Annotated in this window: 15 protein-coding genes; 10 read left to right on the plus strand and 5 right to left on the minus strand. The window is 68.5% G+C overall.

What is annotated here, in order from left to right; all coding sequences use genetic code 11:
* The first annotated feature begins 1 nt into the window (after position 1).
* Positions 2–499: an AAA family ATPase gene (locus tag IEZ09_RS17870; RefSeq protein WP_229812666.1), complete on the plus strand. Its 498-nt coding sequence runs from the start codon at positions 2–4 to the stop codon at positions 497–499.
* Here the strand turns inward: IEZ09_RS17870 and IEZ09_RS17875 are convergent.
* The 3 genes from IEZ09_RS17875 to IEZ09_RS17885 form a co-directional block, all read right to left on the minus strand.
* Positions 496–972 carry a GNAT family N-acetyltransferase gene (locus IEZ09_RS17875; protein ID WP_229812667.1) on the minus strand — a complete coding sequence of 159 codons (477 nt, stop codon included), beginning with the start codon at positions 970–972 and terminating at the stop codon, positions 496–498. The two genes, IEZ09_RS17870 and IEZ09_RS17875, sit on opposite strands and share 4 nt — an antisense overlap.
* Before the next feature lie 53 nt (positions 973–1,025).
* A complete protein-coding gene (locus IEZ09_RS17880) occupies positions 1,026–1,889 on the minus strand; it encodes a 3-hydroxybutyryl-CoA dehydrogenase (RefSeq protein WP_189254836.1) in 864 nt (287 codons plus the stop codon).
* Positions 1,890–1,990: 101 nt separating this feature from the next.
* The gene (locus IEZ09_RS17885; protein ID WP_189254837.1) at positions 1,991–3,529 is read right to left on the minus strand and encodes an amino acid permease; all 1,539 of its coding nucleotides are present in this window, start codon (positions 3,527–3,529) and stop codon (positions 1,991–1,993) included.
* A gap of 124 nt (positions 3,530–3,653) precedes the next feature.
* Here IEZ09_RS17885 and IEZ09_RS17890 point away from each other — a divergent pair, with 124 nt between their 5' ends.
* From IEZ09_RS17890 to IEZ09_RS17915, 6 genes are all read left to right on the plus strand, one after another.
* Positions 3,654–4,994, plus strand: coding sequence for a glutamine synthetase family protein (locus IEZ09_RS17890; RefSeq protein ID WP_189254838.1), 1,341 nt, complete (start codon positions 3,654–3,656; stop codon positions 4,992–4,994).
* Positions 4,981–5,673 carry a gamma-glutamyl-gamma-aminobutyrate hydrolase family protein gene (locus tag IEZ09_RS17895; protein WP_229812668.1) on the plus strand — a complete coding sequence of 231 codons (693 nt, stop codon included), beginning with the start codon at positions 4,981–4,983 and terminating at the stop codon, positions 5,671–5,673. Before IEZ09_RS17890 ends, IEZ09_RS17895 begins: the two co-directional genes overlap by 14 nt.
* Positions 5,670–7,022 carry an aldehyde dehydrogenase family protein gene (locus IEZ09_RS17900; protein WP_189254839.1) on the plus strand — a complete coding sequence of 451 codons (1,353 nt, stop codon included), beginning with the start codon at positions 5,670–5,672 and terminating at the stop codon, positions 7,020–7,022. Before IEZ09_RS17895 ends, IEZ09_RS17900 begins: the two co-directional genes overlap by 4 nt.
* 11 nt (positions 7,023–7,033) lie before the next feature.
* Positions 7,034–7,801, plus strand: a complete 768-nt coding sequence (locus IEZ09_RS17905) for a 3-oxoacyl-ACP reductase (protein WP_189254840.1) — start codon at positions 7,034–7,036, stop codon at positions 7,799–7,801.
* 2 nt (positions 7,802–7,803) lie between these two features.
* Entirely contained in the window at positions 7,804–8,502 is a 699-nt protein-coding gene (locus IEZ09_RS17910; protein WP_370467722.1) for a FadR/GntR family transcriptional regulator, read from the plus strand.
* Between the two features lie 264 nt (positions 8,503–8,766).
* Complete coding sequence (locus IEZ09_RS17915; protein ID WP_308202403.1) at positions 8,767–10,338, plus strand: AMP-binding protein; 1,572 nt, start codon at positions 8,767–8,769, stop codon at positions 10,336–10,338.
* Between the two features lie 135 nt (positions 10,339–10,473).
* On the opposite strand, the gene IEZ09_RS17920 is transcribed toward IEZ09_RS17915, so the two are convergent.
* Positions 10,474–11,061, minus strand: coding sequence for a hypothetical protein (locus IEZ09_RS17920; RefSeq protein ID WP_189254842.1), 588 nt, complete (start codon positions 11,059–11,061; stop codon positions 10,474–10,476).
* A complete protein-coding gene (locus IEZ09_RS17925; RefSeq protein WP_189254843.1) occupies positions 11,058–11,372 on the minus strand; it encodes a hypothetical protein in 315 nt (104 codons plus the stop codon). The genes IEZ09_RS17920 and IEZ09_RS17925 overlap by 4 nt, the downstream gene beginning before the upstream one ends.
* Before the next feature lie 157 nt (positions 11,373–11,529).
* Between IEZ09_RS17925 and IEZ09_RS17930 the strand changes: the two genes are divergently transcribed.
* The 3 genes from IEZ09_RS17930 to IEZ09_RS17940 all read left to right on the plus strand — a co-directional run bounded on the left by IEZ09_RS17930 (position 11,530) and on the right by IEZ09_RS17940 (position 14,648).
* Positions 11,530–12,021 (plus strand): GNAT family N-acetyltransferase, encoded by a 492-nt coding sequence (locus tag IEZ09_RS17930; protein WP_189254844.1) that lies wholly within the window; start codon positions 11,530–11,532, stop codon positions 12,019–12,021.
* A 75-nt stretch (positions 12,022–12,096) separates the two neighbouring features.
* Positions 12,097–14,103 (plus strand): threonine--tRNA ligase, encoded by a 2,007-nt coding sequence (thrS, locus tag IEZ09_RS17935; protein ID WP_189254888.1) that lies wholly within the window; start codon positions 12,097–12,099, stop codon positions 14,101–14,103.
* On the plus strand, positions 14,100–14,648 hold the full coding sequence (locus tag IEZ09_RS17940) for an HIT family protein (protein WP_189254845.1): 549 nt from the start codon (positions 14,100–14,102) through the stop codon (positions 14,646–14,648). Before thrS ends, IEZ09_RS17940 begins: the two co-directional genes overlap by 4 nt.
* Positions 14,649–14,778: the final 130 nt, after the last annotated feature.

Consider the following 14,778-nt stretch of genomic DNA (forward strand, 5'->3'; position numbering starts at 1 on the left):
CGTGCTGGTAGGAGGGTGGCCGGGGGCGGGCAAGACGACCCTGGCCACCGCGCTCGGCCAGTCGCTGGGGTTGCCGGTGCTCGCCAAGGACGACGTCAAGGAAGCCCTGGCCGACGGACTCGGCCGGCCCGCCACGGTGAGCGAGTCGCGGCGGCTCGGGCGGGCGGCGGTCCTCGCGGTGCTGCGGATCGCGCGGCGCTGTCCTGGCGCCGTGGTGGACAGCACGTGGTTCGACTACACCCGGCCTCTCGTGGCGGCGTTGCCCGGTCCTGTGGTGGAGGTGCGCTGCGTCGTGCCCGTGGAGGTGGCGCGGTCGCGGTACCACGCCAGGGCCGCCGGCCGGCACGCGGGGCATCTCGACTTCGAGCGCGACGAGGCCGAGCTGTGGGGCTCGCCGGTGCTGCCGCTGGGGGTCGGGCCGGTGGTGGAGGTCGACACCTCCGGGCCGGTGGACGTTCCGGCGATCGCTGACGAGATCCGGCGAGCCGCTGGGTGTTAGATCTTCTTTCGCATGGACATCGACTCCACGTCGTAGCCACTGCGGCGGTACAGGGCGATCGCGGCGTCGTTGTCCCCGACGACGCTCAAGCCGAGCGCTGTCTTACCCTCGCGAGCGATGAGCGCCTCGACCGCCGCGAGAATGGCGGATCCGTAGCCGGACCGCCGGTACGCGGGGAAGACGTTGATGTCGTACAACCACGCGGTGGTTGCCGACGCCTGGCTCGGGTCCGGGCCGACCCACGCGTTGCCCACCGCCTCGCCGGACTCGTTCTCGGCGGTCAGCAGGTGATGGCCCGCGGTGTCGAGGCCGCCGGGGAGGAACCTCGCGGTGCCGCTCCGAACGCGCTCGCGCGCGACTTCCTCCGGCATCACCCTGCTGAGCGCGCGCACCGACTCGGCCTCGCGGTGGTCAGTCGCGGCCCGGTACTCCGCCGCCGTCATCTTCCGCAGCGTCACCTGCTGCATTGCCATACCCCCGTCGACCTGAAGCGCGTCCGCACCGAGCGGACGCGCTCCGGGTCAGCTCACTTCGCGTAGTTGTGGAAACCGCGCCCTGACTTCTTGCCCAGCAGGCCCGCGTCCACCATGCGCAGCAGCAGCGGCGGCGGCGAGTACAGCGGCTCCTTGAACTCGTCGTACATCGACTCGGCGATGGCCTTGGTGGTGTCGAGGCCGATCAGGTCGGTGAGGCGCAGCGGGCCCATCGGGTGGGCGCAGCCGAGCACCATGCCGTTGTCGATGTCGTCGGCGGAGGCGAAACCGGACTCCAGCATGCGGATCGCGGAGAGCAGGTACGGGATCAGCAGCGCGTTGACCACGAAGCCCGCGCGGTCCTGGGAGCGGATGACCTCCTTGCCCAGCACACCGCGCACGAACGCCTCGGCGCGGACCTGGGTGGTAGCGCCGGTCAGCAGGGACGGCACGATCTCGACGAGCTTCAGCACGGGCACCGGGTTGAAGAAGTGCACGCCGATGACCTGTTCGGGGCGGCCGGTGGCCATGCCCAGCTTCATGATCGGGATGGACGACGTGTTGGACGCGAAGATGGCGTCCTCGTCCTTCACGACCTTGTCGAGCGCGGTGAAGACCTCGGTCTTGATCTGCTCGTTCTCGGCGACCGCCTCGACCACGAACTGCCGGTCGGCGAACTCGCCGATGTCGGTGGTGAACCGGATGCGGCCCAGAGCGGCCTCTCGGTCGTCCTCACTGAGCTTGCCGGCCTTGACGCCCCTGGCCAGCGACGAGGCGATCCGCCCCTGCGCCGCCTCGGCCGCACCCGCGTTGACCTCGGCGACGATGACGTCGAGGCCGGCGCGGGCGCTCACCTCGGCGATTCCGGAGCCCATGAGGCCGGAACCGACGACTCCCACACGTTGAATGTCACTCACGCGCCCGATCCTGCCACGAACCGCTCGAACCTCGATGAACGGCGCATTCGTCCACCTCAGGTGAACGAATGCGCCGTTCATCACGAACGTGACGCGGGAGGTCAGATCGAGTCGAGCTCCCGCTCGATCGCCGCCAGTTCCTCCGGCGATCCCTGGACCTTGGGTCCCTTGAACCACTTCCGCGCGGAGACCAGCCACCAGACTCCGGCGAACCCGAGGACCACGAGCACCGCGATCGGCGTGTAGTTGAACGTCTTGGCCGTCACGGGACTTGCCTGGGGGAGCATGAACAGCACGCTGATGAACACGACCCAGGCCACCGCCACGACGCCGATGGGCTTGCTCCACCTGCCCAGGTGCCACGGTCCGCGTTCGAACCGCTCGCCCTGCAGCAGCCGCAGCAGTGTGGGCAGAACGTAGGCGATGTAGAGGCCGATCACCGCGATGGACGTGACCGCCGCGTACGCCGTCGCGTTCCACAGGTAGGGCAGGCCGAGCACGAACGCGCCACCCGCCGCCAGCCAGATCGCGTTCGTGGGTGTGCGGGTGCGCTTGTTGATCTTGTGCCAGAACGCCGACGCCGGCAGCGCGCCGTCGCGGGAGAAGGCGTAGATCATGCGCGAGTTCGCGGTCACCGACGACATGCCGCAGAACAGCTGGGCGCCGATCGCGATCAGCAGCAGGAGCTTGCCGCCGGTGACGCCCAGGGCGTCGATGAAGATCTGGGCCGGTGGCACGCCGGTCGTGCTGGCCAGCGCGCCGTCGTAGTCGCGGATGGCGAACGTGATGCCCACCAGCAGCACCCAGCCGGCGATCAGGGACACGACGATCGACATGACGATGCCGCGCGGGCCGCTGCGGGCCGCGTCGTGCGTCTCCTCGGTCATGTGCGCCGAGGCGTCGTAGCCGGTGAAGGTGTACTGGGCCAGCAGCAGACCGAGCAGTCCGACGTAGAACGCCGACGACCAGCCGGTGTTGTTCACGAAGTGCGTGAAGACGAACGAGGCGGACTGGTGTTCCGAGGGCAGGAACACCAACGCGCCGACGATCACCAGCACGCCGATGATGTGCCACCACACGCTGACGTCGTTGAGCAGCGCGACCAGCTTGACGCCGAACGTGTTCAGCAGGCCGTGCAGCAGCAGCACGCAGCCGAAGATCAGGATCGTGTGCGGGGGTGTGGCGGCGTAGCCGAACTGGAGGTCCAGGAAGGCGTTGATGAAGAACGCGGCACCGAAGTCGATGCCCGCCGTCACCGCGACCTGGCCGAGGAAGTTGAACCAGCCGGTGAACCACGACCAGGCGGCGCCGTTGCTCGGCGCGAGCTTCGCCGCCCAGTAGTACAGCCCGCCCGCGGTCGGGTAGCTGGAGCAGACCTCCGCCATCGCGAGGCCGACGATCAGGGTCATCAGGCCGACGAACGGCCAGCCCCACACGATGAGCGCGGGACCACCGGTGTTCATGCCGAACCCGTACAGGGTCAGGCAACCGGACAGGATCGAGATGATCGTGAAGGACACGGCGAAGTTGGAGAACCCGGACATGGTCCGGGACAGCTCCTGGGCGTAACCGAGCTCGTGCAGCCGCTGCTCGTCGGCGGACCGCCCCGCGGTGGGCGGACTGTCTGCTTCGTGACTCATCGGGGTCCTCCTCATTGGACTCCGTCCAGTCCTTTAGACGGTGGTTGAGGGTGGCGCCTGTCACTCGTTGGTGTCAAGATGGTGCCGCCAATGGCTCGCAGACATACCTTTGGAGGAACGCGGGATGCTGACCGTCGAGGAGTTGCGCGAGGCCGTGGACACCGGTGAGATCGACACCGTCCTCGTCGCGATCGTGGACATGCAGGGACGGCTGCAGGGCAAGCGGTGCGCGGCGCGGTACTTCCTCGACGAGGTGCTCGGGCACGCCGCGGAGGGCTGCAACTACCTGTTGGCCGTCGACGTCGAGATGAACCCGGTCAGCGGCTACGAGATGTCGTCGTGGGAGCGCGGCTACGGCGACTTCGTGATGAAGCCCGACCTCTCCACGCTGCGCCGCATCCCGTGGCACGAGGGCACCGCGCTCGTCATGTGCGACGTCGTCTGGGAGAACGGCGACCCCGTCGTCGCGTCGCCCCGGCAGGTCCTGCGCAGGCAGCTCGACCGGCTGGCCGCTCTCGGGCTGGACGCGTACGTCGGCACCGAACTGGAGTTCATCGTCTTCGACGACACCTACGAGCAGGCGTTCAACGCCGGCTACCGCAACCTGACGCCGTCGAACCAGTACAACGTCGACTACTCGTTGCTCGGCACCGCGCGCGTCGAGCCGTTGCTGCGCGCGATCCGCAACGGCATGGCCGGCGCGGGCATGACGGTCGAGTCGGCCAAGGGGGAGTGCAACCCCGGCCAGCACGAGATCGCGTTCCGCTACACCACCGCCCTGCAGACCTGCGACAACCACGCGATCTACAAGACAGGGGCGAAGGAGATCGCGGCGCAGCAGGGCAAGTCGCTCACGTTCATGGCGAAGTACAACGAACGCGAGGGCAACTCCTGCCACATCCACCTGTCGGTGCGTTCCACCGACGGCGAACCCGTGTTCGCCGAGGGGCACGGCATGTCGAAGTTGATGAAGCACTTCCTCGCCGGTCAGCTGGCCGCGCTGCGGGAGTTCACCTACTTCTTCGCGCCGAACATCAACTCCTACAAGCGTTTCGTGAAGGGCTCGTTCGCCCCGACCGCGGTGGCGTGGGGCCGGGACAACCGCACGTGCGCGCTGCGGGTCGTCGGCCACGGGCAGTCGCTGCGGTTCGAGAACCGGGTACCCGGTGGCGACGTGAACCCGTACCTGGCCGTCGCGGCGCTGATCGCGGCCGGTCTGCACGGGGTAGAGAAGGAGCTGGAGCTCGAGGACGAGTTCGTCGGCAACGCCTACGCGTCGGACCGGCCGACCGTGCCGACGACGTTGCGACAGGCCGCGGAGCTGCTGGCGGCCAGCGACATCGCGCGGGAGGCGTTCGGCAAGGATGTCGTCGACCACTACCTGAACGCGGCCAAGGTCGAGCTGGACGCGTTCGAGGCGGCCATCACGGACTGGGAGAAGGTGCGCGGGTTTGAGCGCCTCTGAACCGCTGATCGGCATCAGCACGTACCTGGAGCGCACGCGCTTCGGGCTCTGGGACGTGGAAGCCGCGGTGCTCCACCGCGGCTACCTCGACTGCGTGGTGAAGTCGGGCGGCAACCCCGTCATGCTGCCGCCGGTGGGCACGTGGACCGCCGAGACCATCGGGTTCCTCGACGGACTGGTGATCGCGGGCGGCGCGGACATCGACCCCGCCGCCTACGGTGCCGAGCCGCATCCGATGACCGGTGAGCCGCGCCGCGACCGCGACGACGCGGAGTTCGCCCTGGTGGAAGCCGCGCTGAAGCTCGACCTGCCGGTGCTCGGCGTGTGCCGCGGCATGCAGGTGCTCAACGTGGCGCTGGGCGGCACGCTGCACCAGCACATCGAGGGCCACAACGAGGCGCCCGGCGTCTTCGGGCACACCGGCATCACGGTCACGCCCGGCACGCGGCTGCACGCGATCCTGGGCGACCACACCACCGTGCAGTGCCACCACCACCAGTCGCTGGACCGGATCGCCGACGGGCTCCGCGTCACCGCGAAGGCGCCCGACGGCACCGTCGAGGCGGTCGAGATGGAGGGTGCGCGGTTCGTCGTCGGCGTGCAGTCGCATCCCGAACAGGACATCGAAGACCTGAGGCTGTTCAAGGCCCTCGTGGACGTGTCAAGGAGAAGAGCGTGACCTTCGACGTCATCAACCCGGCCACGGAGAAGGTCGTGCGGTCGGTGCCGCACACCTCTCTGGAGGAGACCGACGCCGCGATCGTCAAGGCGCACAAGGCGTTCGAGACGTGGCGGGCCGTCGCGCCCGGTGACCGCGCCCGGCTGCTGCGCCGGTTCGCGGAGCTCGTCGACGCGCACAACGAGGAACTGGCGCGGCTGGAGGTCGAGAACTCCGGGCACACCATCGGCAACGCGCGGTGGGAGGCGGGCAACGTCCGCGACGTGCTGCAGTACTACGCGGGTGCGCCGGAACGGTTGTTCGGCAAGCAGATCCCGGTCCCCGGCGGTCTGGACGTCACGTTCCACGAGCCGCTCGGCGTCGTCGGCGTGATCGTGCCGTGGAACTTCCCGATGCCGATCGCGGGCTGGGGCTTCGCACCCGCGCTCGCGGCGGGCAACACCGTCGTGCTCAAGCCCGCCGAGCTCACGCCGCTGACCGCGATCCGGCTCGGCGAGCTGGCCCGCGAGGCCGGCATCCCCGAGGACGTCTTCCAGGTGCTGCCGGGCAAGGGCAGCGTCGTCGGCAACCGGTTCGTCACGCATCCGTTGGTGCGCAAGGTCGTCTTCACCGGCTCCACGGGCGTGGGCAAGCAGATCATGGCGGGCTGCGCGGACCAGGTGAAGCGGGTGACGCTGGAGCTGGGCGGCAAGTCGGCGAACATCGTCTTCGCGGACTCCGACCTGGAGAAGGCCGCCGCGACCGCGCCGTACGGGGTGTTCGACAACGCCGGGCAGGACTGCTGCGCGCGTTCGCGGATCCTCGTCCAGGCCAGCGTCTACGACCGGTTCATGGAGCTGCTGGAGCCCGCGGTCAAGGGCGTGAAGGTCGGTGAGCCCGGCGACGAGGCGACCGAGATGGGGCCGCTCATCTCCGCGGCGCACCTCGGCAAGGTGGCGTCTTACGTCCCAGACGACGCGCCCGTCGCGTTCCGCGGTTCGGCGCCGGACGGACCGGGCTTCTGGTTCCCGCCGACGGTTCTCACTCCCGAACCCGGCGACAGGACCGTCACCGAGGAGATCTTCGGACCGGTCGTCGTCGTGCTGCCGTTCACCGACGAGGCCGACGCGATCAGGATCGCGAACGACTCCGAGTACGGCCTGTCCGGTTCGATCTGGACTCAGGACGTGGGCAGGGCGATCCGGGTGTCGCGTGCCGTCGAGGCCGGGAACCTGTCGGTGAACTCGCATTCTTCCGTCCGCTACTGGACACCGTTCGGCGGCGTGAAGCAGTCCGGGCTCGGTCGCGAGCTCGGCCCGGACGCGCTGGACGCCTTCACCGAGGTCAAGAACGTCTTCATCGCAACCTGACAGGAGAAGAAATGGTGCAGCGACTCGAGGGCCGCGTGGCCGTCGTGACGGGTGGCGGCAGCGGCATCGGACTCGCGACCGTGCGCAGGTTCGCGAGCGAGGGTGCGAAGGTCGTCGTGGCCGATCTCGACCCGGCGACGGGCAAGGCGGCCGCCGACGAGGTCGGCGGGCTGTTCGTCCAGGTCGACGTGACCGATGAGGAACAGGTCAAGGCGCTCTTCCAGACCACTGTGGACACTTACGGCAAGCTGGACATCGCGTTCAACAACGCCGGTATTTCGCCGCCCGACGACGACTCGATCCTGACGACGGGCATCGAGGCGTGGGAGCGCGTCCAGAAGGTGAACCTGACGTCGGTTTATTTGTGTTGCAAGTACGCCATCCCGCACATGCAGGCCAACGGCAAGGGTTCCATCATCAACACGGCGTCGTTCGTGGCGACGATGGGCGCGGCGACGTCGCAGATCTCCTACACGGCGTCGAAGGGCGGTGTGCTGGCGATGTCGCGTGAGCTCGGTGTGCAGTTCGCGCGCGAAGGCATCCGGGTGAATGCGCTTTCCCCTGGCCCGGTCAACACTCCGTTGCTGCGTGAACTGTTCGCGAAGGACCCGGAGCGGGCCGCCCGGCGTCTCGTCCACGTGCCGCTCGGCCGGTTCGCGGAACCTGAGGAAATCGCCGCCGCTGTCGCGTTCCTGGCGTCGGACGACTCCTCGTTCATGACGGCGTCGAACTTCCTCGTGGACGGCGGCATCGCCGGCGCGTACGTGACACCGCTCTAGCGATGATGGAGCACGCGCAGGAGGCGTTGTTCCGCCCGGTGCGGGCGGGCAACGCCTTCGAGGAGACCGTCGAACGGCTCATGCAGGCCATCCGGCTCGGCGTCGTCGCGCCGGGTGAGCGGCTGCCGTCCGAACGGGAACTCGCCACCCGGCTCGGAGTGAGCCGGGTGACCGTGCGTGAAGCCATCAGATCGTTGCAGGAGAACAACTACGTCGAGTCCCGCAGGGGCCGCTACGGCGGCACGTTCGTCAACGACGTGATCCCGAAGTCCGCGCCCGGCAAGGAGTTCGGCGACATCCACGACGCGCTGACGTTGCGGAAAGTCCTGGAAACAGGCGCTGCGGAATCCGCAGCGGGTCGTTCACTGGGGTCGGCAGAACGTCGCGGGCTGCGCGTGCGGCTGGAAGAGGCGTCGACCGCGTCGCTCGCGGAATACCGGCGCAAGGACTCGCGGCTGCACCTCGCGATCGCCGAGGCGACCGGGTCGGCGTCACTCACCGCCGCCGTGGCGGAGTCCAGGATGCGCGTGAACGAGCTGCTGGACACGATTCCGCTGCTGGAGCCGAACCTCGCGCACTCCAACGCGCAGCACGAACGCATCATCACCTCCATTTTGGACGGAGACCCGGTCGCGGCGCGCCAGGCGATGGCGGAACACCTCGACGGCACGGCGTCGTTGTTGCGCGGCTTTTTGGTCTGACCGGTCAGACTCCCGCTACGGGAGCAGTGAGAGTGGGTACGCGGCGGGAAACGGGTAATGTGAAAACGTTTACAGGTTCGGTTGTCCCGTTGTCATGCGAATTCCGCATGGAACAAGGCTTGGCGTGGGGCAAGCGGGCCGTTACCGTCCGAATACCTCGGGGACTTGCAGCGCGAGGAGCTGTTGATGCCAGGGTTGCGCAAGGTGTTTCGCGACGCCATGGGCCGGGTGCACTCACTCCGTGTCTTGTCCGAAGCGGGCTTGGTGAGTCTCACGAACTTCAAGATGTCCGTGCAGGCGTTGAAAGAGGTCAAGATCTGGGGGCCGAACGTCTCGGCACTGCGCCGTTCGGTGCGGCTGAACCCGGACGGTGTCGCGATCGTCGACGAACGCGGTTCGGTCACCTACCGGCAGCTCGACCGGCGGTCCACCGCGATCGCGCAGGGCCTGCGCGCGCTGGGGGTGCAGCACACCCACATCGTGGCGCTGATGTGCCGCAACCACCGCGGAATGGTCGAGTCGTTGCTGGCGTGCGCGAAGCTCGGCGTGCGCGTGCTGCTGGTGAACACGGGTTTCGGCGCCCCCGTCGTGCTCGATCTCCTGCAACGCGAACGCGCGTCGCTCGTGATCCACGACGAGGAGTTCACCCCGCTGTTCCACCAGCTGCCGCCGTCGATCCCGCGCTGGCTCGCGTGGTCGCGCGACGGCCTCGACCGTCGCACCCCGACACTCGACCAGCTGGTGGCGAAGGCGCCGCGCGGAGAGCTGGAACCGCCGCGCGAGCCCGGTGTCGTCATCCAGCTGACGTCGGGAACCACCGGCGTGCCGAAGGGAACGGCCCGCGAGATCAAATCGGTGCTGACGGCGTCGGACTTCCTCGACCGCATTCCCATGCGGTCGGGTGAATCGACTTTCATCGCCGCGCCGATCTTCCACTCGGTCGGCTACTCGCACCTGACGCTCGCCATGTCACTCGGTTCGCGCGCGGTGCTGCAACGCCGGTTCGACCCGCGCAAGACGCTGTGGTCGGTGCAGGGCCAGCGCTGCACGACGATCGTGCTGGTGCCGACGATGCTGCAGCGCATCATGGAGCTCGACCGGTCGGTGATCGACTCGTACGACCTCTCGCACCTGCGCGTGGTGTTCTGCTCCGGTTCGACGCTGCCGACCGACCTCGTGCACCGCACGCAGGCCGTGCTGGGACCGGTGCTCTACAACCTCTACGGCTCAACGGAGGTCGCGGTCGCCACCGTCGCCACGCCGGAGGATCTCGCGGTCGCGCCGTCGAGCGTCGGCATGCCACCGCACAACTGCATCGTGCGGCTCTACGACAAGGACGGCAACCGGATCACCCGCTCGTTCGTGACGGGCCGGATCTTCGTGCGCGGTTCGCTCACCGTCGACCTCTACACGGACGGTTCGGCGAAGGAGAGCATCGACGGCCTCGTCGCGACCGGCGACCTAGGCCACTTCGACCCGAGCGGGCGGCTGTACTTCGACGGCCGCGAGGACGACATGATCGTGTCCGGCGGCGAGAACGTGTACCCCGTCGAGGTGGAGAACCTGCTGATGACGCACTACCGGGTGCGTGACGCGGCGGTGCTCGGCGTGCCGGATCCCGAGTACGGGCAACGGTTGCGCGCGTTCGTGGTGCCGGTGGCGGGCGCGCGGATCGACGTGAAGGAACTGCGCGAGTTCGTGCGGACCCGGCTGGCGCGGCACAAGGTTCCGCGCGAGGTCGTGGTCGTGCCGCAGCTGCCGCGCAACGCGACGGGGAAGGTGCTGCGGCGTCAGCTGCTGGCGATCAGGCTGGGGCCGCAACAGGCCTCGCAGTGAGGTTGTGGGCGGAACGCACGCCGCGGCAGAACGAGGGGGACTAATCCGGCCGTGGCGCGCGTTCCTGGTTTTGGGGAGCGCACGACCCGCGTCGTCGGGGACTCGGGCAGAACGCGGGTCGTGCGCTCGGTCGGGTCACCGCTCGAAGCGGTCGCCGCGGTCGCCGTGGTCGCTGAACGGGCCGCGCTGCTCGAAGCGGTCGGGTCCGCGGTCGCCGCGGTCGTGGACGCGGACGTGGCCGGGTCCCCGGTGGTCGACGCGGTTGGCCGCGATCGCGCCCACGATGCCGCCGCCGAGGACGAGTCCCAGCAGGCCGGCGGCGACGAGCTGGGTGGCTCGGTGGCCGGCGAAACGGCGGAACCTGCCGGGGGCTGCCGGGGGCGCGGGTGGAGGGATCGGGGCCGCTGCGTGGGGTGCGGCGGGTGCTTCCGCGGCGGTGGCGGCGGGTTGTTCGGTGGTGGCCTGCGGTCCGGTGGCTGCGGCCTGCGCGCCCGTGGGCTGTGATGCGGCGGCTGCGGACTGCTCGGCCGTGGCCTGTGGTCCGGGCTGGACCGGCTGCTCGGCGGTCGGCTGCGGCCCCGGCGCGGCCGGCTGCTGCGGACCAGGCGTGGCCGATGCGTCGGCGGGCAGCGGGGTCGTTGTCTGCTCGGGTGCAGGCCGGGCTGCCTGCGGGTGGTCTTTCGGCGGCTCCGGCGGTCCCGGCGCCTGTCCCTGCTCGCTCATGTCCTCAACGATGCGCCGTTCGGCTGAGCTGAGCCTGACAGCCACCTGTTCGTTTCCTGAAGCCCGCCGGCGTCGCGCGCGGAGTTCAGGATCGGGCGGGAGGCGGCGAAGACGTGCCGCTGGTCGGCGTAGGTCGCGCCGAAGAGCTCGGGGTCGAGCACGCCCGACCACACGAAGTGCAACGTCGTGCGCGTGCCGTCACGGGCGTCGCGGCGCGCGTAGTGGTCGCGCAGGTCGGCGTACAGCAGGCGCAGCTCGTCCCGGTTGGACTCGGTGAGGCGAACCGGGCATTCGACCACCAGGTCTGGCATGGGGTGCTCCTTACGGCGGCGGGCCGGGCACACAGACTGCTCGCCCCGCCCGCCGGGGCGCATCCGAAAAACCACTCAGAACCGGTTGCGTATGAACCGTGGGCGACAAATCACCAGGTCGAGTTAACCGCTTGCCCCCACCCGGTTCGATGGAGCCATGGAACTCGTACCGCTCCGCAAGGAGTTCGCCGCGCAGATGCACGCGGGCGGACCCGACGACGCCGAGGTCAGGAAGCTGACCGGCACGCACGCCACGTTCACGTTGGAGGACTACGAGGCGTACATCGAGCGGACGCTGAACGACCCCAACCGCTACACCCGCGCCATCACCGAGGACGGGAAGTTCCTCGGCGAGGTCGTGCTCACGATCAATCCGCACAACCGGTCGGCCGGCATGCGGATCTTCCTGCAGGACGGCTTCGGCAAGGGCTACGGCACCGCCGCGATCAAGCACGTCCTCGATCACGCGTTCAACGAGCGCGACCTCCATCGGGTGGACCTGGAGGTGTACGAGTTCAACGAGCGGGCGATCCACGTCTACCAGAAGTGCGGCTTCCGGGAGGAGGGGCGGCTGAGGGACGCCCTGCTCTGGGAAGGCGAGTTCTACGACGCGATCGTCATGTCCATCTTGAGCACCGATAGCATCTGATCCGAAAACCCGAACTTCGAGCTAGGAGTCATCGTGTCCGAGTCGCGCCCAGCAGTCGCCCAGAACCCGCCTCGCGTGGTGGTTCCGGCTGGGACGACGGCGGGCACGGCCGTGCGCGAGGCCGGGCTCCCCGGCAAGGGCTCGGACGCGATCGTCGTCGTGCGCGACGCCGAGGGCCACCTGCGCGACCTGTCGTGGACCCCGCAGGTCGACGTCGAGGTCGAGGCCGTCGCCGCGGACACCGAGGACGGCCGCAGCGTCATCCGCCACTCCGCCGCGCACGTGCTGGCGCAGGCGGTGCAGCAGCAGTTCCCCGAGGCCAAGCTCGGCATCGGCCCGCCCGTGAAGGACGGCTTCTACTACGACTTCCAGGTCGACAAGCCGTTCACCCCGGAAGACCTGCAGGCGCTCGAGAAGCGCATGAAGCAGATCATCAAGGGCTCGCAGCGGTTCTCCCGCCGGGTGGTCGAGTCGGTCGACGCGGCGAAGGCGGAGCTCGCGAAGGAGCCGTTCAAGCTGGAGCTCGTCGACATCAAGAGCGACGTCGACACCAGCGAGGTCATGGAGGTCGGCGGCGGCGAGCTGACGATCTACGACAACCTCGACCCGCGCACCGGCGAGCAGGTGTGGGGCGACCTGTGCCGCGGCCCGCACGTGCCGACCACCAGGCACATCCCGGCGTTCAAGCTGACCCGCGTGGCCGCCGCCTACTGGCGCGGCAACGAGAACAACCCGCAGCTGCAGCGCATCTACGGCACCGCCTGGGAGTCGCAGGAGGCGCAGGACGCGTACCTGGAGCGGCTGGCCGAGGCCGAGCGGCGTGACCACCGCAAGCTGGGTGTGGAGCTCGACCTGTTCTCGTTCCCGGACGAGATCGGCTCCGGTCTCGCGGTGTTCCACCCCAAGGGCGGCATCATCCGCAAGGCCATGGAGGACTACTCCCGGCAGCGGCACACCGAGGCTGGCTACGAGTTCGTCTACTCGCCGCACATCACCAAGGGCAACCTGTTCGAGGTCTCCGGCCACCTCGACTGGTACCGCGACGGCATGTACCCGGCGATGCACCTCGACGCCGAGCTCAACGAGGACGGAACGGTCCGCAAGCCCGGCCAGGACTACTACCTCAAGCCGATGAACTGCCCGTTCCACGACCTGATCTTCAAGTCGAGGGGCCGTTCGTACCGCGAGCTGCCGCTGCGCATGTTCGAGTTCGGCTCGGTGTACCGCTACGAGAAGTCCGGCGTGGTGCACGGCCTCACCCGAGTGCGCGGCATGACGCAGGACGACGCGCACATCTTCTGCACCCGCGACCAGATCCGCGACGAGCTGAAGTCGCTGCTGACGTTCGTGCTGGACCTGCTGCGCGACTACGGCCTGGACGACTTCTACCTGGAGCTCTCGACCAAGAACCCGGAGAAGTACGTGGGTGCGGACGAGATCTGGGACGAGGCGACCGAGACGCTCGCCTCCGTCGCGCAGGAGTCCGGCCTGGAGCTCGTGCCGGATCCGGGTGGCGCCGCGTTCTACGGCCCGAAGATCTCGGTGCAGTGCCGTGACGCGCTGGGCCGCACCTGGCAGATGTCGACCATCCAGCTCGACTTCAACCTGCCGGAGCGGTTCGAGCTCGAGTACACCGGCCCGGACGGCTCCCGCCAGCGCCCGGTCATGATCCACCGCGCGCTGTTCGGTTCGGTGGAGCGGTTCTTCGGCGTGCTGACCGAGCACTACGCGGGCGCGTTCCCGGCGTGGCTCGCGCCGGTGCAGGTCGTGGGCATTCCGGTGACCTCGGAGAACGCCGACCACCTGTTCGCGGTGCGCGACCTGCTCAAGCGCCAGGGCATCCGGGTCGAGGTCGACGCGTCCGACGACCGCATGCAGAAGAAGATCCGCAACCACACCATGCAGAAGGTGCCGTTCATGCTCCTGGCCGGTGCCAAGGACGTGGAAGCCAATGCGGTGTCGTTCCGGTTCCGCGACGGCACGCAGATCAACGGCGTTCCGGTGGAACGGGCCGTCGAACAGATCGTCGAGTGGGTTCAGCGCCGGGAGAACGCCTCGCCCACGGCGGAACTTCTCTCGTGACGCCTGAGTTTTCCGAACAGGACGGGGTCGGGGTCCACGACGCATTGCAGCGTTTGTGGACCCCTCACCGCTTGTCTTATGTGAAGGGTGAGGGGAAGGCTCTCGGCGACCAGCCGGAAGGCTGCCCGTTCTGCCGCGTTGTCGAGTTGGACGACTCGGCGGGCCTGATCATCGCGCGCGGCGCCGAAGTCTTCGCTGTTTTGAACCTCTACCCGTACAACCCCGGTCATCTGATGGTGTTGCCGTATCGCCATGTGCCGGACTACACGGATCTGACGCTGTCGGAGACCACGGAGTTCGCCGCGTTCACGCAGAAGGCGATGCGGGTCGTGCGGCACGTCGCGGCGCCGCACGGGTTCAACATCGGCATGAACCAGGGCGTGGTGGCGGGGGCCGGAATCGCCGCTCACCTGCACCAGCACGTCGTGCCGCGGTGGGGCGGGGACGCGAACTTCATGCCGGTCATCGGGCACACCAAGGTGTTGCCGCAGCTCCTGGGGGAAACCCGTCAGCTGCTGGCGGAGGGCTGGAAGGCCGTCGACTGAGAACATCCCGCTAAACATCGCGTTTAGCGGGGCGCCCGCATGCTTGAAACCCGGACCAATTCCTGGACAAAAGAGTGACAAAAACCACCCACGTTGTCCGCACCGGACAATCGACGCGGTTTCCAGGTCG

Source organism: Lentzea flava (assembly GCF_014648475.1).
Taxonomy (GTDB): Bacteria; Actinomycetota; Actinomycetes; order Mycobacteriales; family Pseudonocardiaceae; genus Lentzea; species Lentzea flava.

Bases quoted from the DNA above. Each gene is read 5' to 3' on its own strand.
- IEZ09_RS17875 (WP_229812667.1), bottom strand. From the start codon at position 972: ATGGCAATGCAGCAGGTGACGCTGCGGAAGATGACGGCGGCGGAGTAC.
- IEZ09_RS17885 (WP_189254837.1), bottom strand. From the start codon at position 3,529: ATGAGTCACGAAGCAGACAGTCCGCCCACCGCGGGGCGGTCCGCCGAC.
- IEZ09_RS17890 (WP_189254838.1), top strand. From the start codon at position 3,654: ATGCTGACCGTCGAGGAGTTGCGCGAGGCCGTGGACACCGGTGAGATC.
- IEZ09_RS17905 (WP_189254840.1), top strand. From the start codon at position 7,034: ATGGTGCAGCGACTCGAGGGCCGCGTGGCCGTCGTGACGGGTGGCGGC.
- IEZ09_RS17910 (WP_370467722.1), top strand. From the start codon at position 7,804: ATGATGGAGCACGCGCAGGAGGCGTTGTTCCGCCCGGTGCGGGCGGGC.
- IEZ09_RS17920 (WP_189254842.1), bottom strand. From the start codon at position 11,061: ATGAGCGAGCAGGGACAGGCGCCGGGACCGCCGGAGCCGCCGAAAGAC.
- IEZ09_RS17925 (WP_189254843.1), bottom strand. From the start codon at position 11,372: ATGCCAGACCTGGTGGTCGAATGCCCGGTTCGCCTCACCGAGTCCAAC.
- IEZ09_RS17930 (WP_189254844.1), top strand. From the start codon at position 11,530: ATGGAACTCGTACCGCTCCGCAAGGAGTTCGCCGCGCAGATGCACGCG.